Source organism: Aurantiacibacter atlanticus, assembly GCF_001077815.2.
Taxonomy (GTDB): Bacteria; Pseudomonadota; Alphaproteobacteria; order Sphingomonadales; family Sphingomonadaceae; genus Alteraurantiacibacter; species Alteraurantiacibacter atlanticus.
Genome location: NZ_CP015441.1, coordinates 38,608 through 61,084, shown reverse-complemented (window position 1 = coordinate 61,084; position 22,477 = coordinate 38,608). Strand labels below are relative to the sequence as shown.

The following is a 22,477-nucleotide window of genomic DNA, read 5'->3' as shown; positions in this document are numbered from 1 at the left end:
AGGGCCAAGACGCGCTTCGTCGACAATTCGGATGCGCAAGAAATGCGCTTGGTTTCGATTTCTATTATCAGGCCACGATCACACTCATCGCCAACGCAATGCACAGCGCCGCACCTCCAAGCAGGACAGCAATCGCGACCTGCACTTCTTGCTTTGAATGACGCGCCCGTGTGTCAGAGGCGACCAGGTCGGCTTTGCCCTCAAAGGCTGATGCAACGCTGTTCAGGTGAAGCATGAGCCAGAAACCGGCCGCCACCGAGGCGACGAAGCTGGCCGCAGCTGCAATTCCAAAAATTGTGATCGACATATTTCGTCCCTTTCTATCGAGATGTGGACGATAATAATTCAACGCTCTTCGGCATGAATTGTTTCAAACTCGTCATGGGTCTTGGACCTGTCGTGCGCAAATCCGGGGCGCGAAACAGGCAGCCGACAAAGCCACGCCTGGGGTGTTTCTTACCGGCCTTCCTTGCCCGGAAACTCTACCTGCCTTTCAGGCAGGCCGGGTGGGCGTGGCTGCCGGAACGACCGCAAGCCTGCGCGCGTTGGGTTCATGCCATGAAGGAGAAACACGACAAGCGATCATCCGAAGCCGGAATCGTCACTTCCTCGCAGGATGCGCGTGGTGGTGAGATCATCCTGCGCACCAGGCGAAGACGGGGCGTCTTTCTGGCCGGATTGACAGGCTTTGCTCTCTTCGTTCTCGTGACAGCTATCGCCGGTTTCGGCGGCTGAGCGCAGCATGGAAGCGACCTTCGAAGCGGCGCGCAAGCGAATGGTAGAGGAGCAGATCCTGCGGCGCGGTATCGGCGCGGAGCGCGTGCTTGCTGCCTTTGTGGAAGTGCCGCGTGAACTGTTTGTCTCTGCGGACCTGCGTGAGAACGCCTATGAGGATCGCGCACTTCCGATTGCTTCCGGGCAGACCATTTCCCAACCCTATGTCGTGGCGGCGATGATCGACACGGCAGACATTGGCCCAGGTGACACGGTGCTCGAGGTCGGCGCGGGCTCTGGCTATGCAGCGGCGGTGATCAGCCGGATTGCCGCGCGGGTGATTGCGATCGAGTGCGAGGCATCGCTCGTGGCTATGGCGAAAGAGCGGCTTGCGGGCCTGGGATACACCAATGTCGAAATCAGCTGCGGGGATGGCCGCCTCGGCTCCCCTCGGGACGCACCTTTCGATTCCATTCTGGTTTCGGCTGCTGCGCCCGCTGTGCCGGAGGCGCTCAAGCAGCAATTGGTAATCGGTGGCAGGCTTGTCATGCCGGTCGGCGATATCGCGTCTCAAACCATGGTGCTGATCGTGCGGTGTGCAACCGACCAGTTCATCCAGACCAGGCTCGGCCCGGTCCGGTTCGTTCCCTTGCTGCAGAGGGAAAGCGGCGCACAGACTTCGGCATAAACTGCGCTCGGACCTCTACGGCGCGCCTTCCCCATCCCTCGAATTCCGCAGCCGGGAACATTCCTTCGGCCTGCTTCGTAGATCAGAGGAACCGGCATGCAGGAAGCTTGACATGAACGGACCGACAATCTGGTTGCCATATTGCGGCGCTGCACCCTTGCCAGACGAGTGGTTGGCGCGCTGGAACCTGGATCCGGTGCTCTTGTTGATCCTCGCCGCTGCATCAGTGCTACTCGCACGTCACCGTGGTGTCTCGGCGATGCGTCATCGCTGCGGACAGGCGGCGATTGCTTTGACGGCCCTTCTGTTCGTCAGTCCGTTCTGCGCGCTTGGCTCGGCGCTGTTCAGTGCCCGCGCTGTCCATCATGTCCTGCTTGCCACACTGCTGGGGCCATTTCTGAGCGAGGCCTTCGGCCTGCATCGTCATCGCCTTCCGGGCATGCTGGCCCTGGCGACCGCGCTTCAGGCGCTGGTATTTTGGTTCTGGCACGTTCCCGCAGCCTATGGCGCGGCGCTTTCCAGTAATGCGGTGTTCTGGACCATGCAGTTGACGATTACCGGCGCCGCCGCTTTCTGGTATGCCCGATTGCGAAGCGCGTCGGCAGGCGCGGCAACCATCGCGCTGTTGGCTACCATGGTGCAGATGGGCGTTCTGGGGGCCTTGCTGCTATTCGCTGGCAGCGCCTTTTACGCTCCCCATTATCTGACCACCGCTGCATGGGGTTTCTCTCCCCTGGAAGACCAGCAGATCGCCGGGCTTATCATGTGGGCCCCGGCCTCCGCGATTTATTTGCTAGCGGCAGTCCTCACGCTCTATCGCTCACTGCAACCCGCGACCCTGCGATGAAACCCTGGGTTCAGCAATGGCGCGAGTGGTCGGAAAGTTATCGCGCGCGAGGCAAATACACGCCGGTGGGCGTTGCTTTTCACTGGATCATGGCCGCTGTGGTGATCTTCCAGCTCTTTTCGGGCTGGTGGATGCAGCGTTATCTGGCCGGAGCCGACAAGCTTGATGCATATGCCTTGCATTCCGAAATCGGTTTGACGCTGCTGGTCATGGGTGCCCTGAGGTTGCTTTGGCGGCTGATCGTGCCGGGGCCGATCAACGATGCGGACACGCCAGGATGGCCAACGAAAGTCGCCCATGCCACCCATTTCCTCTTCTACGCCCTCTTTGCCGTCCTGCCGATTTCGGGGTGGATGATGTGGTCAGCGATCCAGCCGGCACGCGATCTCAACCTTGCCGGGCTGGTCCCGGTTCCCGCCATGCCCTTTCAGGACCTGTCGCCTGAAATGCAGTTTCGCATGCTAGATTTGGCCGGCGACGTTCACGTCGCGGCGGCAATCCTGCTTGCCGGGCTGATCCCGCTCCACGTGATCGCGGCGCTCAAGCACCACTTTCTGGATCGGGACGACGTGCTCGAGGGCATGCTGCCCGAGGTCCCGGATACCCACTGGCACCCGGGAGGGCCGAACTATAGCCGCCCAGATGCGCCATCTCCCTCGCGGTCAGACGCTGGCTGATGCGCAGCATGGCATCGCCCGGATCGCCGTATCGTTCGCCAGAAGCCCATGCGTGCAGCTGTGCTTCCAGATAGGCTGCGGGCTGGGCAGCAAGAGCAGGATTGCCCGGTCCGACCCCCGCGCCGTTTTCACCGTGGCAACTGGCACATGGCTCGATTCCTCGGTCCGGATCGCCTTGCTGGTACAACTCCGCAACAGCGCAATCCTCTTCCCGCGCAACTGTGACGGCCTCAACTGGGATCGGTAAATCGCCATAGTAATCCGCAACTCGTTGCCGTGCTGGCCAGTCCAAGTGATCGGCGATCCAGGTCATCTGGTCATGCCGCCGTCGGCCATTGGCGAAATAGTCCAGCTGCCGCACGAAGTAACCCGGATCAAGGCCAGCCAGTCTCGGTGAGAGGTTTCCGTCCCCCTGCCCATCGAGTCCGTGACAGCTGACACAGGCGCCTGCCGCCCCGGCGTCGGCACCAGAAAGGGCAATCAGTTCTCCACTTGCCTCGTACCGATCCTGCGCGGGTTCATTCTCGGCACAGGCAATAAGGCCGAGCAACAGTATCGGGAGGGAAGTGATAATCAGCAATTTCTGCATTGTGTCGGGAACATTTGACCAAACCCGCCGGTTCCCAAACTCATGAGGGATCCAATCACATGAGCGGATCGTCCGGCGCATTCTGGCAGCGGTCGAACTTTGCCCTTGCGATGGTCCCGCTATCGCTCGTGCCCGCAGCGTGTCATGAGCCGCCTGCATCACGTTACGCTCCCGACGCGGAAGCGACAGCGCGAGGCAAGGCTGCTATAGAACGCGTGGGCTGCGCCGCTTGTCATGAAATACCGGGTATTTCCTGGCCGGAGGGCCGCACGGGGCCATCACTGGTGGGGTTCGACGACTTCGGGCCGATTGCTGGCGCGCTGGCCAATAGCCCGGAGAACCTGGCTGCCTTCGTCCGCAATGCACCGGAAGCGAAACCCGGATCACTGATGCCGCCCATGCCGCTGAGCGAAGCCGAAGCACGCGATGTTGCCGCATATCTCTACGGTCTGGATGATGATTAGCACTAGCACTGTCTTTGATGCATGGTGGGGCTGGCCGCCTCCGGTGCTGGACCCGGCCGGTCCCTATGCCGATAGCGTGCTGGTGCTGGCCTGGGCGCTTATCGGCATAGGCGTGGTCGTAACGGCAATCGTGGTCGGCGCGCTTTATGTGGCCATCCGTGGTCCCGACCGATTCAAGAGAAAGCTGGGAGGCGAAAAGGCGGTCTGGATCGGAGGCATCGCCTTCCCCGGCGTAGTGTTGACGGGCCTGCTGGTCTGGGGCCTTACGCTAACGGCATCATTGACCGAGCCCGTTCCCGACGATGCAATGCGCATACGGGTGACCGGTTATATGTGGTGGTTCGATGTCGAATACCTTGATGAAAGGGGCAACGTGGTGTTGCGCGATGCCAACGAACTGCATTTGCCTGTCGACCAGCCGGTGGTTTTGGAATTGGAGAGCGGCGACGTAATTCACAGTTTCTGGGTGCCTAACCTCTCTGGCAAGCGCGACATGATCCCCGGCAGGACCAATGAGCTCGTCATCCAGGCTGACCGGCCGGGGCGTTTCGGTGGCGTCTGCGCAGAGTATTGTGGAGGTCCTCACGCACTGATGGGTTTCGTCACCCTCGCGCACGATGCCGCAGCGTGGGAAGAATGGTGGACGGCGCGCACGACCCCCATTCCTGCTGCGGCCGAACAGGATGTGCCCGGCGATTTGCCAGCACTTGCGACGCCAGCGCCGATTGCCGACGTGCCGGATGGGCCGGACGGAAGAGAACTGTTCATGGCCAGCGGATGCGCGGCTTGCCATCGGGTTGCAGGTACCGAGGCGAACGGCCTTACCGGACCGGACCTGACTTACATCGGCAGTCGCTTGTCGCTTGGCGCTGGCATCCTCCCCAACAATCGCGGGACCATGATCGGCTGGATTGGTGACAGCCAGTCGATCAAACCCGGCAATCGCATGCCCAGTTACGACATGCTTTCGGCCGAGGAGCTGGAGGCCATCGCCATCTGGCTCGAGCAGCAACGATGAGCGGACCCCCGGTGAAAGATACGCGCGAGGCCATGGCCGGTCGCACGTCCGAAACCGGCTTCGACCATAGGCTGTACGAGCGATTTCCGACGAAGGATCCGCGTCCGGAACGCGAGGTTAAGGAGCTCGAACGGATCTGGGACAACCCCAGGGGCTGGGGGCTGCTGACGGTCGTCAACAACAACTATATCGGCTTTTTCTACGTCGCCACGGCGTTCCTGTTCTTCCTGCTGGCTGGTATATTGGCTCTGGGCATGCGGGTGCAGTTGGCGGCACCCTTGCAGGATTTCCTGCCACAGGAGACCTACAACCAGTTCTTCACCATGCACGGCACGGTGATGATGTTCCTGTTCGCCGTGCCGATGGTGGAAGCGATCGGGATCATGCTGTTGCCGCAGATGCTCGCCGCGCGCGACCTGCCGTTTCCGCGGCTTTCGGCTTATGCCTTCTGGGCCTATTTCGTCGGCGGGTTGTGCTTTTTCGCCAGTATCTTCGTGGGGCTGGCGCCCGATGGCGGCTGGTTCATGTATCCACCGCTTACCTCGATCGCCTACAGCCCGGAGATCAATACCGATTTCTGGCTGCTAGGTATCGGGTTCATAGAAATCAGCGCTATCGCCGGGGCTATCGAGATCATTGTCGGCGTGCTGCGCACACGGGCGCCTGGCATGACGCTGGACCGGATGCCTATGTTCGCCTGGGCCATGCTGGTGTTCGCAGTGATGATCGTGATCGCCTTCCCCAGCGTGATCCTGGGCACTCTGTTGCTGGAACTGGAACGCGCCTTCAACTGGCCCTTCTTCGACCCCACGCGCGGCGGCGATCCGCTGCTGTGGCAGCATCTGTTCTGGTTCTTCGGGCACCCTGAGGTCTACATCATCTTCCTTCCCGCTGCCGGCCTGATGAGCATGATGGTGGCGACCAGCGCGCGGACCGAACTGATCGGTTACCGCCTGAACGTGCTGGCGCTGGTAGCGACCGGCTTCATCAGTTTCGGCGTGTGGGCGCACCACATGTTCGCAACCGGCATGCCGCGCGTTTCCACCGGATATTTCAGCGCGGCGAGTATGGCGGTGAGCTTGCCCGCGGGCATCCAGGTGTTCTGCTGGATCGCCACGCTGGCGGCGGGGAAGATCCGCTGGTCGACACCGGCGCTGTTCGTGGTCGGCAGCATCATGATCTTTGTGATGGGCGGGCTGACCGGCGTGATGGTGGGAATGGTCCCCTTCGACTGGCAGGTACACGATACCTATTTCATCGTTGCGCACCTGCACTACGTGCTGCTGGGCGGCATGGTGTTTCCCATGTTCGCCGCGTTCTACTACTGGAACGGCATGACAAGCCGCAATCCGCTGTCGGAGCGGTTGGGCAAATGGGTCTTCTGGCTGATGTTCACCGGCCTGCACATCACCTTCCTGCCGATGCATTTGACCGGTTTTCTAGGCATGCCAAGGCGGGTCTATACCTACCTGCCGGAGCGCGGGCTGGACATTCCCAACCTTGTTTCCACCATGGGCGCCTTCGTGATCGCCGCCGGTGTGCTGCTGTTCCTGTTCGACCTCGCGCGCCGCTTTCGCTTCACCACCAATCACGATGCGGGCAATATCTATGGCGGCGGAACGCTGGAATGGCTGCCGACGGGGATGTATTCGACCCGCTCGATCCCGCTTGTGAAGGGCCGTGAGCCGCTGTGGGACGATCCCGAGATATGTGACGACGTGGCCAACGGCCGCTATTTCCTGCCCAATAGCGCAACCGGCCTGCGCGAAACGATCATAACCAGCCCCATCAATGCCGAACCGCAATACCTGCAATTGATGCCCGGCCCTTCGCCATGGCCTGTGAGCGCAGCCGTGTTCACGGCAGGCTTTTTCCTCGCCCTGACAGTGCAGGCCTATGCCTTCGCTACCTTCAGCGGCGTACTTGCACTGTTCTGCGTGTTGCGCTGGCTGTGGGAGACGGACCGGCCGATCCAGCAGAAAACTGCTGATATCGGCGCGGGAATCGTCGTGCCGATTGCCATCACCGGCCCTTCCAGCCATGGCTGGTGGGCGCTCAACACGCTGATCGTGGTGATGGGCATGATCGTATTCATGGCCCTGTTCAGTTATCTCTACCTTTATGGGATACATCCCGAAGTCTGGATAGCGCCGCCGGGCCTACTGCAGACTTTGGGAATCGCAATTCTGCTCGTGCTGGCGCTCGCTGCGGCATGGCTCTCGCGCCGCATCCTGGCCGGCAAGCCTGAAGGCGAATTCCCCGGACAGGGGCCGTGGCTGACTGCCGCACTCGGTGCGGCCTTGCTGTGCGGCGCGACCTGGTGGGACTGGAGCGGTTGGAGCGCGGCCGACTTGCTGCCGACAGCTAGCGGGCAAGGCGCCTCGGTGTTCGCACTGCTCGCCTTCCAGGCATGCACCGTAATTATCGCTGGAATCATGGCGCTTTATCTCGGCTATCGCAGCGGTAGGGGTCTGCTGGTCGCGCCTACCAATGTGACGCTTGACGTGGTCGTACGATTCATCGGTTATGCCGCCCTTCAAGGGCTGGCGATTACGCTGGTCGTGCGACTGTTTCCGGGAGGGTGAGACCGTGGGAGACTATCGCAACGATGTCGACTGGCTGACACCCACGCTCGCGCTCACCGTCTGGGCGGCCCATTTCATGCTGGTCTGGGCGGCGAGCAGCATCTTTCCTGACCAGACCGAGGCGCGCTGGATCGCTGCCGCACTTACGCTCCTCGCCCTGGCCGGCCTGGCCTTCCTCTGGCGGAAGGGCAAGGTCAGATCGGTTCTCACTATTCCGGGGCTGGGCATCGCCATCGCTGCCTGCGGTGTCGCCTTCGACATGCTGCCAGCAATCGTCGGCTAGTCTAGTCAGCAAAGGCTCCACCCAGAATCGCACCCATTCCTGAGCAATAGACAATCAGCACCGCAATGGAATCATAGCCCATGCGAAATCGCGCTTTGTCCCGCCTCTCAAGCAGGCCGATCAGGACCAGCACGGTCAGGAGAATGCCGAGCAGTGCGGAGCCCATCGCGCTTCGTTCAACCTGATGCAGGACGAGCGGACCTGCTGCCATCACGTCGATCAGCAGGATCAGCGTCACATCGAACATGTTACCGCCCAGGATATCCCCGATGGCAAGTTCGGCGCGGCGCAGGCGCACTGCCGCGATTGCCGTGCTGAGTTCCGGCAGCGAAGTGGCAAAGGCCAGCAGCGTCAGGCCCATGATCGCGGTGTCGGTGCCGGTCTGCTCCGCAATGCCTTCCGCGGCGAGCGTGACGATGGTTCCCCCTAGGCAGATGACGCCTGCCGCAAGGAGGGTGAACAGCGCCAGCTTGCGCGTGGATATATCCGGCTTGTCGACCTCTGGCAGATCGTCTTGCGACTGCGAACCGGGCGTCCACCCGCGTGCGGCTGCATTGCGCCCCAGCTGCCAGATGCACAGCAGATAGGTGCCCACGATCAGCAGCGGGAAGAAGCCGAAACCGGCGCCGGCCACTTCGCGGTCCCCGACCATTACGCCAAGCGCGACGAGGACGAGCAGCACGATGCTGACGGCAGCATTGAGCATCACACGCGGTCCCGGCACCATGCTGGTGAGCGCGTCCTTACCCACGAACAGATCGGCTAGGGCTATCACCACGACCTGAAATGCAACGCCGCCGATCAGATTGTTGACCGCCATTGGCGGGTTACCTGATGCCACGGCCACGCTGGTGGTGGTAATCTCCGGCAGGGATGTGACCGCGCCTAGCAGGAGGACCCCAATCATGGCCTGCCCGATGCCGGTGCGCTGCGAAATGGTATCGGCATAGCCAGCCAGCCGCGCACCGGCGAACCAGACCATCAGTGCGCCTGCGGCGAACAGCGCCACTGACAAGGGGAGCGGTGCATCGGCCAGGGACATGAAAAGCTAGCTCCCGCCCAGCAGGTTGCTCGAATCCACCAGCCCGAGGCCAAGTCCCATCGATGCCGCCGCGGCAGCGGTGGCGATCACCATCAGCAGCCCGTCCCGGACCAGCAGCGCCAGTCCGAAAGCAATGATGGCCACCATCGGAGCGGTGCTGGCAAAGGGCAGGAGTTCGAGCGGCGGCACCGTCAGGCAGAGCAGCAGCACCAGCGCGGCGCTGATACGCGGCCAGGGACCGTGCACGAAGCGCGCCATCCGGCCATGAAACCACTTGTCCAGCCACCGGGCCAGGCCATCGAGCTTGTCCGCCGCCGTGTGAAGCTTCCTGCCCGAGACCGAGCGCCGCTGCAGGATTTGCGGCAGCCAGAGGTGCTCCTTGCCGAACAGCAGCTGTGCGGCGGTGATCGCGATGATCGTGGCAAGCAGGGTAGGCACGCCGGGAATGCCGCCGATGGGCGTGATCTCGATCAGGGCGGGCAGCATCAGGGCAGGGCCGTAGGATCGGTCGCCCACGGCATCGAGGACGTTGCCGATCGAGATCCGGTCCTGCTTGTCGGCCAGCCGCCGCAGGGTGCCGAGAATGTCGCAGACCGAATGGACGTTTTCGCTCTCGCCTTCGTTTGAAGAAACCTCGTTCATGTCATTCTCCCAGATAGGCGGATGTCAGCAGGAGGGCTGCGAATCCCAGGGCAAAAGCCGTGCTCGACACGCGCCGGGGCGCCTGCGGCTGGTCGGCTTCCGGGACAATGTCCTCGATTGTCGCTGTCAGCAGCAATCCGGCAAACAGCGCGAGCACGGAGCCGGTCAGCACTTCGCCCGCATCGGCCAGCACGGCATAGCCTGCAAGAGCGCCAAGCACGGGCAGGAAGGGATAGAGTGCGAGTGCGCTCCATCGATGCACTCGTGGAATATCCGCCGAGCGGAAATTGGCGGCAATGGCGAAACCGCCCGGCAAATTTCCCACCACCTGCGATACGGCGAGCAGGACACCCAGGCTGGTCGCGACCGCGCCGCCTCCGCCCGTAATCAGTCCGTCCGTGAACAGATCCACTCCGACAGCGGCATAGGCTCCCCAGGTGGTGGCCCGGCTGGCCGAGCTTTTCAGGCGCGCGCGCAGCAGGCGGGTGGCCTTGGCGATGCCTGCCGAGCAAATGGCTCCGCCGATGAGCGCCAGCGCCAGGATCCACGTCTCCACGCGCTCTTGCGATCGCGGGATCAACTCGACTGCGGCCACTGCGGTAGCGATGCCTGCCGCCGCATGCATCGCGCCGCCGACGAGCCAGTCGGGCGGTTTGCGCCATTCGGCAAGGGCAATGCCGATCAGGTTGCCCAGCGACGGCAGCAGTGCAAGTGCGAGGATGGCGAGAAGGCTGATCTGACCCATGCCCACCAACGGCTCGTCGGCGCAAGAGTGCCATTTTTGCCCGACAAATCCGGAAACTTCCGCAAATCCGGAAACCTGGCCGGTGTCGCACGTTGAGAAGCTGTGACGCGGAACAAGCGACCGGGAGATCAGCGATGAGCAAGGGCAATCTGGCGGGAAAACCGTTCTTGTCGCCGGTGCATGCGCTCCTGCTCGCATTCCCGGTCGCGTTGTTTCCGGCGGGCCTGCTTTCCGACCTCACCTATCTCAACACTGCCGAGATTCAATGGTCCAACTTTTCGTCCTGGTTGATAGCCGGGGCGAGCCTGTTTGCAGGCCTTCTGCTGCTTTGGGCACTGGGAAGCCTTTTCCTGGGTCGCCTGCGCGCACGTACGGGAAAGCACTTGTTTTACATCGTGCTGGTTGCCCTCATGTTCGTGGCCGGCACCGTCAATGCGCTGCAGCACGCGCGCGATGGCTGGCATTCGGTCGGGTCGTTGGGCGTCGCGCTCTCCGTTCTTTGCACTGTGGTGGCGCTGCTGATCGGGATTCTGGCGCATACGCGTTTCTTCGTCAGGGAGAAGGTCGCATGAAATATGCTTTCGCAGTCTCTTCGCTTGTGATCGCCCTGTCAGCCTGTAGCCCGGCGAGCGACAACCTGGACCAGACCGGCAGCGACCCGGTTCTGCCCGAACAGTCCGATGCGCTGCTGCCGGCGATGAATATCGCGACGCCCGAGAGTTGGGGCGACGACCTGCCCACGGTTCCCGAAGGCTTTACCGTGTCCGCCATTGCAGAGGATCTGCAAATCCCGCGTCAGATGTTGGTCCTTCCCAACGGCGATCTGCTGGTTGCCGAGGGCTCCGGCGGCAATGCCCCCAGCCTGCGCCCGAAGGACGTCATTGCAGGGATAATCAAGTCGCGCGGCACGACGAGCGTCGAGGGCGGCGACAGGATAACCCTGTTGCGCGACGAAGACGGTGACGGCGAGACCGATCTCCAGACGGTGTTCATCGACGGACTCGATGCGCCTTACGGGCTCGCGCTGATTGGCAGCGATCTTTACGTCGCCAATCAGGGCAATCTGGTGCGCTTCGGATATACCGAAGGTGCAACCTCGATTGAAGGTTCCGGAGAAGAAGTCACCGCCTTGCCCGCCCGCATCAATCACCACTGGACCAAGGCGATGACTGCCAGTCCGGACGGCTCTTTTCTGTATGTTGGTATCGGATCCAACAGCAATGTTGGCGAGCGCGGGATGGACGTAGAGGAAGACCGCGCGGTGATCTGGGAAATCGATCCGGCAACAGGTGCGAGCCGGATTTACGCATCCGGGATTCGCAATCCGACTGACCTGGCCTTCAATCCGTGGACGCAGCAATTATGGGCCGTCGTCAACGAACGTGACGAATTGGGGCCGGAACTGGTGCCCGATTACCTGACCTCGGTGCAGGACGGGGCCTTTTATGGCTGGCCTTACAGCTATTGGGGGCAGACAGTCGATCCTCGCATACGGCCAGAACGACCGGACCTTGTTCGCCGCGCCGTGGTTCCCGACTACGCGCTCGGCTCGCACGTCGCCCCGCTGGGCCTGAGCTTCGTGGCCGATGGTCGAATGGGCGGTGATTTTACCGAAGGCGCGCTGATTGGCCAGCACGGCAGCTGGAACCGTTCCGACCTTGCCGGTTATCGCGTGGTCTTCGTGCCCTATCGCGACGGACGCCCCGCCGGAGATCCGATCGATTTTGTCACCGGCTTCATTGAGGACGGCGAGGCAAGGGGTCGGCCTGTAGGAGTGGCTTATGATCCGGCAAGAGGTGCCGTTTATATCGCCGACGATTTGACCAACACTGTCTGGCGCGTCGCCCCTGCGCAAGAAATGTAGAGCCGTTCCGCTGGTGTCTATCCGATGACGCCAAGTTGCGTGTTGGGGGCCATCCCTACGAACCAGATGACGAGCGATCAGCTGACCTGTCTCTTCCCGGTGCCAGGGTCCGCTTTACAATGATCTGAGAATGTTGGGAATGTCTGGAAATGGGGCGCGAAGCAGACTTTCCCCCTTATGCCCGTCATTGCGTTGCATTCCCGATCCAATCGCCAGGCACCTCTCGGGATGCTGCTGGCCGGTCGACGAAGAAGCACGACATCTACAAGGAAGGCACTCGGCTAAAGCCGGGATCTTTTCAGGTCTGTTCCGCTTGCTCAATTTAGCATGCACTCGAACAAATCGCCGATTTGCTGCACCGCTTCAAGCAAATGACCGTCATCGAAATGAGCATAGCGCGCGGTCGTCTGCACATTAGCATGACCGAGCAACCGTCCGATCATCGGCAAGGTTTCCTTGTTCATCGCTGCATGGCTGGCAAAGGTATGGCGCAGGTCGTGGATGCGAACGCCGGGTAGCCCTGCTTCGTCTCTAAGCCTGCGCCAGAAACCATTCACGCACCGCAGCGGCTTGCGGTAGCTGTAGTTCCAGAACGGATATGGAATCCTCTCGAAGCGCGGGAGCTTGGCGATAACTTCACGGGCTGCCGAGCCGAGCCAAACAGTTCTCGGCCCGGTCTTGCTGTCGCGCAAGTGCAGCCGGTTGCCCTTGATGTCACTCCATTCCAGGGTAAGGATTTCGCTTTTCCGACAGCCGGTTAGCAGGAGAAGCGTGATGGCTGCACCGGCGCACTGCTTCGTGCGGTCGTCCGATGATCGAAGCTTCGCCAGTTCGGTTCCCAGACGGGCAAGTTCCTCGTTCGTGAGGAACCGCTCGCACTGGCGCTTGCGGTTGGGCCGAACTGAGCGGCACGGATTGGTGTTTTCGAGGCGGTAGCCCCATTCCTCAGCCTTGTTCAGCATGTGTTTGAGGATTTCGAAGGTCCGGTTCGATGCTCCCGGCCCGGTCCGATTGTTGAGGTTCGCAAACCAGCTTGTCACATGGCCTTCGTTCAGCTCGTCGATGTAGACGCCAGCAAAGGCGTCATCGAGATAGCGACGGCGGTAGCCGGTGTGCGTATCCAGGGTCGATGCCTTCCAACGCGGCGCCCAGCGATCCCAATACTCGGTCACGAAATCGGCGAAGCTCGGCGCGGACCGGATGCGCTGGCGTTCGGTCGCTGGATCGCGACCGACCTGCGCGTAAGCGATGACGCGGCGCGCGACCATCTGCGCCTGACAACGAGTAAGGACCGATGCAGGCCCGATTGTCACCGTGCGCATACGCCCTGCCATGCGGGTCTGGACGATGTAGACGTTGCGACCGCTCGGATAGTGGCGGATGCCGAAACCGTGCTCCACACCAAGCCAGGTTGTGGTCCGCGCCTTTCCTTTCGGGACGAGCTTGAAGTTGACGGTTGCGCCGACCTCAGCAAGCGCCTCCTCCACGATCCGCTTGAGACTGGCGGCAGTCATGGCCTGAGACCAATCGCTTGCGCCAACGAGTCGGAAACTCGCTCAGCGGCTTCTCCGATCACGTCGTCGGACAAATGGGCATACTTGGCGGTCGTCTCGACCAGCTTGTGGCCCAGCAGCTTGCCGATGGTCGATAGCGGCACATTGTCCATGATCGCGGTCGAAGCGAAGCTGTGGCGCAGATCATGGATGCGAACGTCGGGCAGAGCGCAGCGCCGCCGGAAGACGAACCACCACTGGTCGAAGTTCAACGGGCGTCTTCCGGTCCGGTTCGGAAACACCAGCTCGCTGCCTTCGCGCCGCTTGATCCCGGCGAGGACTTCTTGCGCCTGCGAGTTGAGCCAGATCACCTTGGGGCCGGTCTTGCTGTCCGGCAGCACCAATCGGGGCGGCTTCACCCACTCCCAGCGCAGATTCTTGATCTCGCCAACGCGCGCGCCGGTGAACAGTAGCAGGCGAGCGATTGCGACCTCTGCCTGTCGATCTGCCTCGGCCTCACGCAACGCCGCTCCGATCCGGCGATACTCGGCTGGCGTCAAATAGCGCTCGACGCTTTGCCGCTTGTAGCGCGGCATCCCTCGGCAGGGGTTCGAACCTGGCCGACGCATCTTGAGAGCTTCGGCATATTTGAACAGCGCGGACAGCACTGGCACGGCGCGGTTGAACTTCACCTCGCTCTCTCCCGCGCATCCATCGCGCCAGCGGTGGATGTCCGGTGGGAGGATGTCGGCTACGCGCGTGTCCCCAAACGTAGGTTTGATATCGAGCCGCCATGCATCCCAGTTTCGCTTTGTGGTCGAGGGCTTCCAGACGCGGGATAGATCATCCCAATAGGCCTCAACGAAATCGGTCATCGTCGGGGTGGCCTTGACCACGGCGCGTTTAGGCAAACCATCGAGCGCGGCTTCGGCAAGAATGCGGCGAGCTTGCGTCCTTGCCAGCCCCGCCTCCAGCTCGTCGGTTCGGCCAAGGGTGATGCGCCGATGCTTGCCGCGATGGCGCAAGCGCACGAACCAGAAGTAGTTGCCGCTCGGCCTTACGCGCAATCCAAAGCCCGCCAGCTCGGTGTCCCATATGCAGTATTCGCGGTCGCGCAGCGGCAGTTTTCGGCGGGCAAAATTGCCATCGAGAAGCGCTCTACGGGCAGACCTTCGACGTTTGGGGACCATATGGCATTCGCCCTCATGCAAACTGCCCCCGGAACCCTTGGAAATACTGTCATTTGCGGGGACCGCGCGGCATTCAACAGCGCCCTCTCTGCCGAGCACTTTGAGCGTTTCGCGCACTGATTTTATTGCACTTTTTCCCAAAACACAGCAGTGCTACTGCGTCCGGTGTGCACGAAGTTGTTCCCCAATTGGACATGGTCTGATCCACCACTGCCCCGACCGTTCAATGTCGGCAAAGGCACTGTATTCAGGCGGATTTCCTAGCCCAAACCGGGCTTGAGGGGAAGAGGAATGGGTGCAGGTTTGTTCTCGCTGGGGAACAGTTTGGTAACAGATAGCCATCTTGTTAAGGCAAACTGCGCTGGCCTATTTGGCATTGCTTGACGAGCAGGTGGTGCATTCGCAAAGCGCCATTTCACCGCACAAGCTTCAATCCAGCGAACAAAGAAAAAGGACAGGAACCGTTGCCGGTCCCTGCCCTGCAATTGCGGTCAGAACTCGTCTGACATCGCCCCGTGGATGGTGTGCACCACGCGCGCCGCAAGGTGCGCCGGAAGTGCGTTGTAGTCGCCCTCGTCCAGCGCGAAATATCCCAAGTGCTTATCCTCAACGATGTGCTGATCGAAGAAGCTGTGCAGCGCCCGACGCTCTGCAACAGCCAGCGCGGCAAAGTAGCGTTCCGAGTTCGAAGCGCGTTGAAACTGCGTAGCCATAATATCCTCCTGATGTCTGCCGTTGACGGCAGGAGCAGGACGGATGGGCGTGCGGTCGGCGGGTCAGGGATCGCCCGCACGGGCGACCGCTCAGCGGCGGTAGGGGTAACGATTTTGTCGGACCGCAGCGCAGCGAAGGGGAGGCAAAATGGTGGGACCCTGCCGTCCTTGACGCGCCGGTTGCACGCCCATCACACTGGGACAACCGTGAGCCAGGCCCCCTCCCCCGCCAGAGAATTTGTAGAACGCAAGAAGGGGCGCAGTCCGGGCTGGACTGCGCCCCTCCGATGGGGATCGGTGATGGAAGGTGTCAGTTGATCTCGGGAGCGCCGGTGTTGTCGTTGTCGTCGCTCGAACCACTGCCGCGGGAGAGGAAATCCACCTTGTCGGCAAGGATCTCGGTGCCGTAGCGCGTGACCCCGTCCTTGTCCTCCCACTGGGTGTAGTGGATGCGGCCCTGGACGCTGACCAGCTGGCCCTTGGAGCAGTACTGGCCGACGGTCTTGGCGAGGCCGTTGAAGCAGGTCACCCGGTGGAACTCGCTTTCCTTGGCGGTGTAGCCGTTCTCGTCCTTGTAGGTCTTGCCGTCCTTGTCGCGCGCAGGGCGATCGGTGACGACGGTGAACCCGGTGACGCTGGTGCCGCCCTTGGTCTCGCGAGTTTCCGGATCGCGGGCGATGCGGCCAGTGAGGATTGCGATATTGGTCATGGTGTAAGTTCCTTCAGTTCCTCAAACCGGAGACCATCTCCGGCTTGCGAACATCCAGAAGAAGCAGGGCATGGGAGGACTGCACCGCAGGAGCGAAGCTCCAAGGGGAACCTGTTCATGACGGGTGGTGCGGGCAAGCGCGCCCCAGCGATTGCAGCAAAAGTGGGAACCGGTTTTGCGTCCGCAATCGCGCCAAAGGGCGTGCCAACACGGCCGGAAAGGAACGGGTTGCCGTCCTCAGCTGACCTGGTTCAGGACTGTTCGCGAAGAAAGCCGGAAGGGTATCGGTGGCGGGTCTGAAGGCACAGACGACGAAGTGCTCGTGGCAAAATTTTCGAAGGCAAGCGTCGGTTGCGGAAAGCAAATTTTAGATTATTGGTGTACCGATAGGGCGGAAAGATGAGGTCGATCCGAAAACGTAGAGCATCGCGGAACATGCGATGTGAATTTTGCAGTAAATGGCGGTGCGTTTGCAAGAAAAGAACGCGACTATCCGCCGCGAAAGAGCGATTGGGGCATGTGGCCGTGAAGGCGGGAAAAAAAGATTCAGTGACCGCTCGCAAGAAGCCTGCCACGCAGAATGCCTACACGACAGAGATGGGCATCATGCTCCACAGCAAGATCGAGGATGCCTTCGATTCCTCATATCTGCGCAAGCAGCGGGGCAACGTGAACCTAATTGTCACTTCGCCACCCTTCCCCCTTGTGCGTAAGAAGCGTTACGGAAACGAGACAGGTGAAGCTTATCTGCGCTGGATAGAATCACTGGCTCAACCCCTCACCGATATGCTCACCGATGATGGTTCCATAGTCATCGAAATTGGCAACGCTTGGGAGCAAGGTGCGCCCATCATGTCCACACTCCCGCTCGAAGCTTTGATGGCGTTCAAGCGAGCCGCAAATCTAAATCTCTGTCAGCATGTCATCTGCCACAATCCCGCGAGACTTCCCAGCCCAGCCGCATGGGTAAACTTGAAGCGAGCTCGACTCAAAGATTCATTCACGCATGTTTGGTGGCTGTCGAAAGCTGAGTTCCCCAAGGCGGACAACCGACGGGTCCTAAATCCCTACAGCAAGGACATGAAGAAGCTGCTGAAGCGACAGTCCTATAATGCAGGAACGAGACCATCTGGCCACGTGATCTCCAAAACAGGTTTTCTTAAAGATCATGGCGGCTCAATAGGGCCAAATGTACTTGATCTTACTGGCGAACACTATCCCGAGGCTTTGCTAAAGTACACCGGAACAGGTTGGGACGCAGGTTATCGGAGGTACTGCAAAGGTAACGACCTTCCGAGCCACCCGGCCAGAATGCAACCAGCCTTATCTGCATTTTTTATCGAATTTTTGACCGATGAGAATGACCTTGTGTTTGATCCTTTTGGGGGGTCAAACACGACCGGCAGTGTGGCCGAGAGCTTGGGACGCCGCTGGATTGCAGTAGAAGCTGATGCAAACTATGTGGAAGGCTCTAAAGGGCGGTTCATGGACCTGATTGGGCAAGGCGGATGAACGATTGCCCTTCGAGTTTCAGGATGCGACGGAAGCAAGGATGGTGATGGCAACCTCGCTGTCATCGAACTCGAATGGATATTCGGGGAACTTGGCATCCCTGGATCTCGAAACCGAATACCGTTCGCTCAAAGACGATCCTGTAGAGAAGTTTTATGCGTGCTGCCTCAGGGAAGCCAAACTGTATCGCAGAGCTGCCGGATACTTCAGATCAAGTGTATTTCTGGTCGTCGGTCCAGCCATTGTCTCGTTCGTCCGAAAAGGCGGAAGGATCGAACTGATATGCTCCCCGGCGCTCGACGCTGGAGATGTCGAAAGGATTACTGAAGGATACGCGAAGCGGGGTTCGGAGTTAGCATCGATCCTCATCAAGCAGTTTGATACTTTGCTTGCTAATCCACAAACCGCGCTAGGAGCAAAAACGCTTGCCACACTGATAGCGGTTGGATCGCTCGATCTGAAGATCGCCATGCGGCGAGATCGGCGAGGGATCTACCACGAAAAGATCGGAATCTTTTCCGATGCGCAGGGTAACCGAGTGAGCTTTAAGGGATCCGCAAATGAAACTTGGAGCGGTTGGAGCAACGACGGCAATTTCGAATCTATCGAGGTGTTCTGTAGCTGGCGAGGCGGCCTTGAGGCTGACCGCATTGACAAGCATGATGCTCATTTTGATCGACTTTGGAGCGCCAAGGACGAAGACATTGAAGTTTGCTCCCTGCCAGAAACAGCCAAAGAATACTTCGAGAAATTCGCTTCGCCAGATTTGGCCTCTTTGCCATCAGAAGAGACGATCGAAAAAATGCCTCGCAGAGTTCCTATGCCTCACCAGGCGAATGCGATCGAACGCTGGATTAAGGCCGGGAGGCGCGGGATCTTTGAGCACGCGACAGGCAGCGGTAAGACATTCACCGCAATAACTGCAATCAGACAGCACATACTCGAGGGTAAACCGGCGCTCATCTTAGTGCCTAGTCGACTTCTCCTCTCGCAGTGGGCGGACGAAGTAGCGGACGAAATCCCAGAGGCAGCGCTGTTGTTGGCTGGTGCCGGGAACAACAAATGGCGAGGTTCGGGTAGACTTCCGGCGATGACGGACGCCGACGTTTCCCTTGGACCGAGAATAATCATCTCGACGATGCCAACGGCTGCGTCCGAGGAGTTTCGCGCCAATGTGACCGCTGGTGATCATCTCTTAGTGGTGGCGGACGAAGTGCACCAGATTGGTAGCAGAGAAAACTCGAAATTCCTTGCGACCGAAGCAGGCGCTCGGCTTGGGCTTAGCGCGACTCCAAAGCGCTACGGCGATTCAGAAGGCACCGAAAGGATCTTCTCATACTTTGGTCCGATAGTGCTTCCGAAGATAACCCTCATGGACGCAGTCGATGCCGGTCGACTTGTTTGCTACGAATATCACCCTCACCCGGTGCATCTCTCGGCTACCGAGGCAGAGGATTGGCTCATCCAATCCCGAGCAATTAGCAAGGAAATCGCTAGGTCTAAGAGCGACAATGAGGGTCGAAAGGCATTAAGCGAACGCGCGCGCATGATGCTGATTAAACGCGCTCGAATCGCCAAGAAAGCGGCCGCTAAAGTTTCATTGGCAACTCGTGTGATGGTCGAGGAGTTTGAACCGGGTCAGAGCTGGCTCGTCTACTGCGAAGATGGAGACCAGCTTGCAGAAGTGTTGAATGCACTGAGAGAAAGTGGCCTCGATCCAATCGAATACCACTCTTCCATGGAGGGCGATCGTGAAGCCACGATGGATTGGTTTAGAAGATTCGGCGGCATACTGGTTTCCATACGGTGCCTTGATGAAGGCGTAGACATACCTGCCGTATCGCACGCCTTAATTCTTGCCTCCTCTCAGAACCCTCGTCAATTTATTCAGAGACGCGGACGCGTGCTCCGAAAATCTCCTGGAAAGGATATTGCGGTTATCCATGACGCAATTGTCACACCAGTGAACCCTGACGAGGAAGAGGACCAGATGGGTTTGCTCAGGGCAGAGCTTGTCCGCTCGGTTGAATTCGCGAAGAATGCGATCAACCAAATGGCAGCGGCGAATCTTAGAGAGATAGCGATCGAGATGGGCATCGATCCTGACGATTTCGATCCAGAAGAGGGTGATGAAATAGATGACTGAGAGCGACGATCTGGCGCTTCAAACGCTACTGGACGTGCGGCAAGAAATCGCACCGGAGCTTGATCCGGAGCTTCTTCGGGCATGCTATGAAATACAGAGGCAACATCAGTTCAACCCAGAGCGCTCGCAACCTTCGGTCGCTATGGAGAGGCTTATCGATGAAGCAGTAGATAAACTCGTACTGGGCACTGATAGCAAATGAAGCTGCATACTCTGAAAGCAAGGAACTTCATGCCTTATCGTGATCCCGTCACGATCGATTTTCCGACCGATGATCATCAAAATGTTATGCTGGTGTTCGGCGACAATATGCGCGGCAAGACCTCATTGATGAATGCATTGCGGTGGGGGTTCTACGGAAAAGCAATGGGACGACATTCGCGCCCAATTCCTTTGCACAAACTCGTTAACCGAGATGGCGCAAGAATGGATGACTGGGATGTAGATGTATTCCTGAGGTTTGAGGCCAGCGGTCGAGAATACGAACTCAGGCGGACAGCGACGAGGCGGTCGCATGTCGCGACACCCAATCGTCCAGAAGATTTCATAGTGGCGACGCACCTCACGCGTGACGGGGTTGTGATTGCGGGCGATCAGGTCGAGGCCGAAATCAACAAGTTTGCCCCAGAACAGGTTGCCCGCTTCTTCCTTTTTGATGGTGAGTTGCTCGGTGAATATGAAGAGCTATTGATTGAGGGTAGCGAGCAAGGTCGGCAGATAAAAGAAGCAATCGAGCAAGTTCTGGGAGTGCCCGCGCTTACCAACGGACGGGCAGAACTAGGTGCAATTTTAAAGGCAGCGACAAAGAAGCAAACCCAAGAGATGCAGCATGTGAAGGGCTTGGAACGCTCAGCAGCGAACATGAGCAGCTTGACCACGCTTCTCGAAAGTCAGGAGAAAGACCTAAGTGGACTGGTCGAGAAAATGGCGAAGACTCGCGACGAGCGCGCAAGTCTAGAGGATGATCTCGAGCAAGCTGCGTCGTTGCTAGCGCACAAAGCAAATCTCGATGCCGGGCGAAAATCAGCAGAAGAAGCTAGCGATACTCTAAAGCAAAAAAGACAAGAGAGGCACGCGATACTTTCGTCCGCTTGGCGAGATATGCTGGACGCGAAGTTGGATGCAAGGCGCAAGGTTCTTCGTGATCACCAAAAGAAAGCTAGCGATTTGCTCAAACAGCGAATCCGACTTGAAGATAAGATCGATGATATAAAGCGCGCTCTCGATCAAAAAGAGTGTCCCACCTGTTTTCAGCCATTCCCTGAAAAAGATCGAGCGAAACTCGGCACTCAGTTGGGGCAATTGGAAGGTCAGCATAGTGAACTGTGTGCCGAAGGATCTGATCATTCCGACAGTTCCTCGGAACTGGCATTGCTCGACGAAATCCGAGGTATCAATGCGCGAGACAGGATCGCGGACATCGATCGAGATATTCGAGCCGCTGAAGTTAAATTGCAGCGTGCTGAAAATGATATCGAGCGAGCGCACGAGAAGATTGCAGGCCACGATACAGCTGAGTTAGCCCGGAAACGAGTACTACATCAGGAAAAGCTGAAAGAAGAAGGTCGACTGACTGAAGCGATAAAGCTTGGCGAGAAGACGATCGCTAAAACGAACGAGGACTTGGCAGTGGCTCGCAAGTCTATCGAAGGCTTGGCAGGAGCTAGATCCCAAAGGAGTACGGTCAAGGCACGGGTAGCAGGGGAAGTGGAGGCATGCTTTGCCGCAAGTGTCGAGCGACTGCGTGATAAGTTGCGGGAACGAGTTCAAGATCTTGCTAGCAAGTCCTTCAAGGAAATGACCACGCAGAAATCGTATCGTGGATTGGAGATCAACGAGAACTATGGCCTCAGCATCATTGATAGCGCAGGTCATCCTGTCTCCATTCGGAGTGCCGGTGCAGAGCAAGTAGTAGCGCTGTCGTTGATTGATGGCCTCAATCGAACCGGCCGTTCAATTGGACCGGTCGTTATGGATACACCGTTTGGAAGGCTTGACCCACATCACCGCGATAACATTCTCCGTTATCTACCGACCGTCACGAGCCAATTCGTTCTCTTAGTCCACGGCGGAGAGATACGTCCTGAGACAGACCTTGCTTCGATTAAGGCGAAGATCGGTGCAAGCTATCGGATTAACGAAGTATCCGAGAATCAATCGAACGTTGAAAGGGTAAGTTTGTGACCACCGATATAATCAACGTCGGACTATCTGAATCCACAGATGACAAGCTAGCCGAGCTTAAGGAGATGGGCGTATTCGCAGATAAAATCGATGGGTACCGTTTTGGGATTAGTCTCGCTCTCGCACAAGGCGCAGCACCAACTGAACTCACGAAGCGAGTGAATTTATACAATGTCGGATCACTCGACCCAGACCAGATGCTTAGACGCTCTGTCGAATGCTTAATGCCCGAGCACCTGTCTGAGACTACTGTCTACCGGTTGATTGAACGTCTCGCTGATTGGGGCGTGAACGAGCTTTATTCGCAAGCCACAACCGGCGAAATTGATTTCGTAGGTTTGCTGGAGCAGATCAAAGCTAAGCAGAGCTGAA

At 59.1% G+C, this 22,477-nt stretch carries 23 protein-coding genes and 1 pseudogene; 15 read left to right on the top strand and 9 right to left on the bottom strand.

The genetic code is table 11. The annotated features are described in order from the left end of the window. Positions 1 to 67: 67 nt before the first annotated feature. Positions 68 to 307 carry a hypothetical protein gene (locus CP97_RS14890; protein WP_063612584.1) on the bottom strand — a complete coding sequence of 80 codons (240 nt, stop codon included), beginning with the start codon at positions 305 to 307 and terminating at the stop codon, positions 68 to 70. 251 nt (positions 308 to 558) lie between these two features. Between CP97_RS14890 and CP97_RS16215 the strand changes: the two genes are divergently transcribed. From CP97_RS16215 to CP97_RS14875, 4 genes are all read left to right on the top strand, one after another. Then, positions 559 to 735 (top strand): peptide ABC transporter permease, encoded by a 177-nt coding sequence (locus tag CP97_RS16215; protein ID WP_149036567.1) that lies wholly within the window; start codon positions 559 to 561, stop codon positions 733 to 735. Between the two features lie 7 nt (positions 736 to 742). After that, positions 743 to 1,402: a protein-L-isoaspartate(D-aspartate) O-methyltransferase gene (locus CP97_RS14885; protein ID WP_063612583.1), complete on the top strand. Its 660-nt coding sequence runs from the start codon at positions 743 to 745 to the stop codon at positions 1,400 to 1,402. A 112-nt stretch (positions 1,403 to 1,514) separates the two neighbouring features. Next, a complete protein-coding gene (locus tag CP97_RS14880; RefSeq protein ID WP_063612582.1) occupies positions 1,515 to 2,249 on the top strand; it encodes a cytochrome c oxidase assembly protein in 735 nt (244 codons plus the stop codon). Next, positions 2,246 to 2,926, top strand: coding sequence for a cytochrome b (locus tag CP97_RS14875; protein ID WP_063612581.1), 681 nt, complete (start codon positions 2,246 to 2,248; stop codon positions 2,924 to 2,926). Before CP97_RS14880 ends, CP97_RS14875 begins: the two co-directional genes overlap by 4 nt. Before the next feature lie 91 nt (positions 2,927 to 3,017). Here CP97_RS14875 and CP97_RS16780 read toward each other — a convergent pair. Next, positions 3,018 to 3,239 (bottom strand): annotated as a pseudogene (locus CP97_RS16780) (hypothetical protein); the annotation flags it as partial. Between the two features lie 335 nt (positions 3,240 to 3,574). On the opposite strand from CP97_RS16780, the gene CP97_RS14865 reads away from it, so the two are divergent. Genes CP97_RS14865 through CP97_RS14850 form a run of 4 tightly spaced genes read left to right on the top strand, consistent with a single transcriptional unit; the run spans position 3,575 to position 7,865 of the window. Next, on the top strand, positions 3,575 to 3,979 hold the full coding sequence (locus CP97_RS14865) for a c-type cytochrome (RefSeq protein ID WP_082863933.1): 405 nt from the start codon (positions 3,575 to 3,577) through the stop codon (positions 3,977 to 3,979). Further along, entirely contained in the window at positions 3,969 to 4,997 is a 1,029-nt protein-coding gene (locus tag CP97_RS14860; RefSeq protein ID WP_149036565.1) for a cytochrome c oxidase subunit II, read from the top strand. Before CP97_RS14865 ends, CP97_RS14860 begins: the two co-directional genes overlap by 11 nt. Then, entirely contained in the window at positions 4,994 to 7,582 is a 2,589-nt protein-coding gene (locus CP97_RS14855; protein ID WP_227819755.1) for a cbb3-type cytochrome c oxidase subunit I, read from the top strand. Before CP97_RS14860 ends, CP97_RS14855 begins: the two co-directional genes overlap by 4 nt. 4 nt (positions 7,583 to 7,586) lie before the next feature. Further along, a complete protein-coding gene (locus tag CP97_RS14850; RefSeq protein ID WP_063612579.1) occupies positions 7,587 to 7,865 on the top strand; it encodes a hypothetical protein in 279 nt (92 codons plus the stop codon). Position 7,866: 1 nt separating this feature from the next. Here the strand turns inward: CP97_RS14850 and CP97_RS14845 are convergent, their stop codons facing one another. From CP97_RS14845 to CP97_RS14835, 3 genes are read right to left on the bottom strand one after another with little or no spacing between them, the layout of a single operon-like run. Then, complete coding sequence (locus CP97_RS14845; RefSeq protein ID WP_063612578.1) at positions 7,867 to 8,907, bottom strand: sodium:calcium antiporter; 1,041 nt, start codon at positions 8,905 to 8,907, stop codon at positions 7,867 to 7,869. A gap of 6 nt (positions 8,908 to 8,913) precedes the next feature. Further along, positions 8,914 to 9,549, bottom strand: coding sequence for an exopolysaccharide biosynthesis protein (locus tag CP97_RS14840; protein ID WP_063612577.1), 636 nt, complete (start codon positions 9,547 to 9,549; stop codon positions 8,914 to 8,916). A 1-nt stretch (position 9,550) separates the two neighbouring features. Beyond that, on the bottom strand, positions 9,551 to 10,294 hold the full coding sequence (locus tag CP97_RS14835) for a ZIP family metal transporter (RefSeq protein WP_063612576.1): 744 nt from the start codon (positions 10,292 to 10,294) through the stop codon (positions 9,551 to 9,553). 134 nt (positions 10,295 to 10,428) lie between these two features. Here CP97_RS14835 and CP97_RS14830 point away from each other — a divergent pair, with 134 nt between their 5' ends. Beyond that, entirely contained in the window at positions 10,429 to 10,866 is a 438-nt protein-coding gene (locus CP97_RS14830; RefSeq protein ID WP_063612575.1) for a DUF2231 domain-containing protein, read from the top strand. Beyond that, positions 10,863 to 12,158: a PQQ-dependent sugar dehydrogenase gene (locus tag CP97_RS14825; RefSeq protein ID WP_063612574.1), complete on the top strand. Its 1,296-nt coding sequence runs from the start codon at positions 10,863 to 10,865 to the stop codon at positions 12,156 to 12,158. Before CP97_RS14830 ends, CP97_RS14825 begins: the two co-directional genes overlap by 4 nt. A 317-nt stretch (positions 12,159 to 12,475) precedes the next feature. Here the strand turns inward: CP97_RS14825 and CP97_RS14820 are convergent, their stop codons facing one another. The 4 genes from CP97_RS14820 to CP97_RS14805 form a co-directional block, all read right to left on the bottom strand. Beyond that, the gene (locus CP97_RS14820; RefSeq protein ID WP_063612573.1) at positions 12,476 to 13,672 is read right to left on the bottom strand and encodes a tyrosine-type recombinase/integrase; all 1,197 of its coding nucleotides are present in this window, start codon (positions 13,670 to 13,672) and stop codon (positions 12,476 to 12,478) included. Continuing rightward, complete coding sequence (locus CP97_RS14815; RefSeq protein ID WP_063612720.1) at positions 13,669 to 14,841, bottom strand: site-specific integrase; 1,173 nt, start codon at positions 14,839 to 14,841, stop codon at positions 13,669 to 13,671. Before CP97_RS14815 ends, CP97_RS14820 begins: the two co-directional genes overlap by 4 nt. Before the next feature lie 491 nt (positions 14,842 to 15,332). Continuing rightward, complete coding sequence (locus CP97_RS14810; protein ID WP_063612572.1) at positions 15,333 to 15,554, bottom strand: hypothetical protein; 222 nt, start codon at positions 15,552 to 15,554, stop codon at positions 15,333 to 15,335. Between the two features lie 310 nt (positions 15,555 to 15,864). Further along, positions 15,865 to 16,263, bottom strand: a complete 399-nt coding sequence (locus CP97_RS14805; RefSeq protein WP_063612571.1) for a single-stranded DNA-binding protein — start codon at positions 16,261 to 16,263, stop codon at positions 15,865 to 15,867. 525 nt (positions 16,264 to 16,788) lie between these two features. On the opposite strand from CP97_RS14805, the gene CP97_RS14800 reads away from it, so the two are divergent. The 5 genes from CP97_RS14800 to CP97_RS14780 are packed head-to-tail and all read left to right on the top strand — an operon-like array spanning position 16,789 to position 22,476. After that, positions 16,789 to 17,775 (top strand): DNA-methyltransferase, encoded by a 987-nt coding sequence (locus CP97_RS14800; RefSeq protein WP_227819754.1) that lies wholly within the window; start codon positions 16,789 to 16,791, stop codon positions 17,773 to 17,775. Then, positions 17,759 to 19,921, top strand: a complete 2,163-nt coding sequence (locus CP97_RS14795; protein ID WP_149036564.1) for a DEAD/DEAH box helicase family protein — start codon at positions 17,759 to 17,761, stop codon at positions 19,919 to 19,921. The genes CP97_RS14800 and CP97_RS14795 overlap by 17 nt, the downstream gene beginning before the upstream one ends. Continuing rightward, positions 19,914 to 20,123 (top strand): DNA modification system-associated small protein, encoded by a 210-nt coding sequence (locus CP97_RS14790; protein WP_063612570.1) that lies wholly within the window; start codon positions 19,914 to 19,916, stop codon positions 20,121 to 20,123. The genes CP97_RS14795 and CP97_RS14790 overlap by 8 nt, the downstream gene beginning before the upstream one ends. 29 nt (positions 20,124 to 20,152) lie before the next feature. Then, the gene (locus CP97_RS14785) at positions 20,153 to 22,105 is read left to right on the top strand and encodes an AAA family ATPase (RefSeq protein WP_236780999.1); all 1,953 of its coding nucleotides are present in this window, start codon (positions 20,153 to 20,155) and stop codon (positions 22,103 to 22,105) included. After that, positions 22,102 to 22,476, top strand: a complete 375-nt coding sequence (locus CP97_RS14780) for a hypothetical protein (protein ID WP_063612568.1) — start codon at positions 22,102 to 22,104, stop codon at positions 22,474 to 22,476. The genes CP97_RS14785 and CP97_RS14780 overlap by 4 nt, the downstream gene beginning before the upstream one ends. Position 22,477 lies beyond the last annotated feature (1 nt).

What these genes read in the sequence shown, in the direction of transcription:
- CP97_RS14890 (WP_063612584.1), bottom strand. Translation starts at nt 307, where the DNA reads ATGTCGATCACAATTTTTGGAATTGCAGCTGCGGCCAGCTTCGTCGCC.
- CP97_RS16215 (WP_149036567.1), top strand. Translation starts at nt 559, where the DNA reads ATGAAGGAGAAACACGACAAGCGATCATCCGAAGCCGGAATCGTCACT.
- CP97_RS14885 (WP_063612583.1), top strand. Translation starts at nt 743, where the DNA reads ATGGAAGCGACCTTCGAAGCGGCGCGCAAGCGAATGGTAGAGGAGCAG.
- CP97_RS14880 (WP_063612582.1), top strand. Translation starts at nt 1,515, where the DNA reads ATGAACGGACCGACAATCTGGTTGCCATATTGCGGCGCTGCACCCTTG.
- CP97_RS14875 (WP_063612581.1), top strand. Translation starts at nt 2,246, where the DNA reads ATGAAACCCTGGGTTCAGCAATGGCGCGAGTGGTCGGAAAGTTATCGC.
- CP97_RS14865 (WP_082863933.1), top strand. Translation starts at nt 3,575, where the DNA reads ATGAGCGGATCGTCCGGCGCATTCTGGCAGCGGTCGAACTTTGCCCTT.
- CP97_RS14860 (WP_149036565.1), top strand. Translation starts at nt 3,969, where the DNA reads ATGATGATTAGCACTAGCACTGTCTTTGATGCATGGTGGGGCTGGCCG.
- CP97_RS14855 (WP_227819755.1), top strand. Translation starts at nt 4,994, where the DNA reads ATGAGCGGACCCCCGGTGAAAGATACGCGCGAGGCCATGGCCGGTCGC.
- CP97_RS14845 (WP_063612578.1), bottom strand. Translation starts at nt 8,907, where the DNA reads ATGTCCCTGGCCGATGCACCGCTCCCCTTGTCAGTGGCGCTGTTCGCC.
- CP97_RS14840 (WP_063612577.1), bottom strand. Translation starts at nt 9,549, where the DNA reads ATGAACGAGGTTTCTTCAAACGAAGGCGAGAGCGAAAACGTCCATTCG.
- CP97_RS14835 (WP_063612576.1), bottom strand. Translation starts at nt 10,294, where the DNA reads ATGGGTCAGATCAGCCTTCTCGCCATCCTCGCACTTGCACTGCTGCCG.
- CP97_RS14830 (WP_063612575.1), top strand. Translation starts at nt 10,429, where the DNA reads ATGAGCAAGGGCAATCTGGCGGGAAAACCGTTCTTGTCGCCGGTGCAT.
- CP97_RS14825 (WP_063612574.1), top strand. Translation starts at nt 10,863, where the DNA reads ATGAAATATGCTTTCGCAGTCTCTTCGCTTGTGATCGCCCTGTCAGCC.
- CP97_RS14820 (WP_063612573.1), bottom strand. Translation starts at nt 13,672, where the DNA reads ATGACTGCCGCCAGTCTCAAGCGGATCGTGGAGGAGGCGCTTGCTGAG.
- CP97_RS14815 (WP_063612720.1), bottom strand. Translation starts at nt 14,841, where the DNA reads ATGGTCCCCAAACGTCGAAGGTCTGCCCGTAGAGCGCTTCTCGATGGC.
- CP97_RS14810 (WP_063612572.1), bottom strand. Translation starts at nt 15,554, where the DNA reads ATGGCTACGCAGTTTCAACGCGCTTCGAACTCGGAACGCTACTTTGCC.
- CP97_RS14805 (WP_063612571.1), bottom strand. Translation starts at nt 16,263, where the DNA reads ATGACCAATATCGCAATCCTCACTGGCCGCATCGCCCGCGATCCGGAA.
- CP97_RS14790 (WP_063612570.1), top strand. Translation starts at nt 19,914, where the DNA reads ATGACTGAGAGCGACGATCTGGCGCTTCAAACGCTACTGGACGTGCGG.
- CP97_RS14785 (WP_236780999.1), top strand. Translation starts at nt 20,153, where the DNA reads ATGCCTTATCGTGATCCCGTCACGATCGATTTTCCGACCGATGATCAT.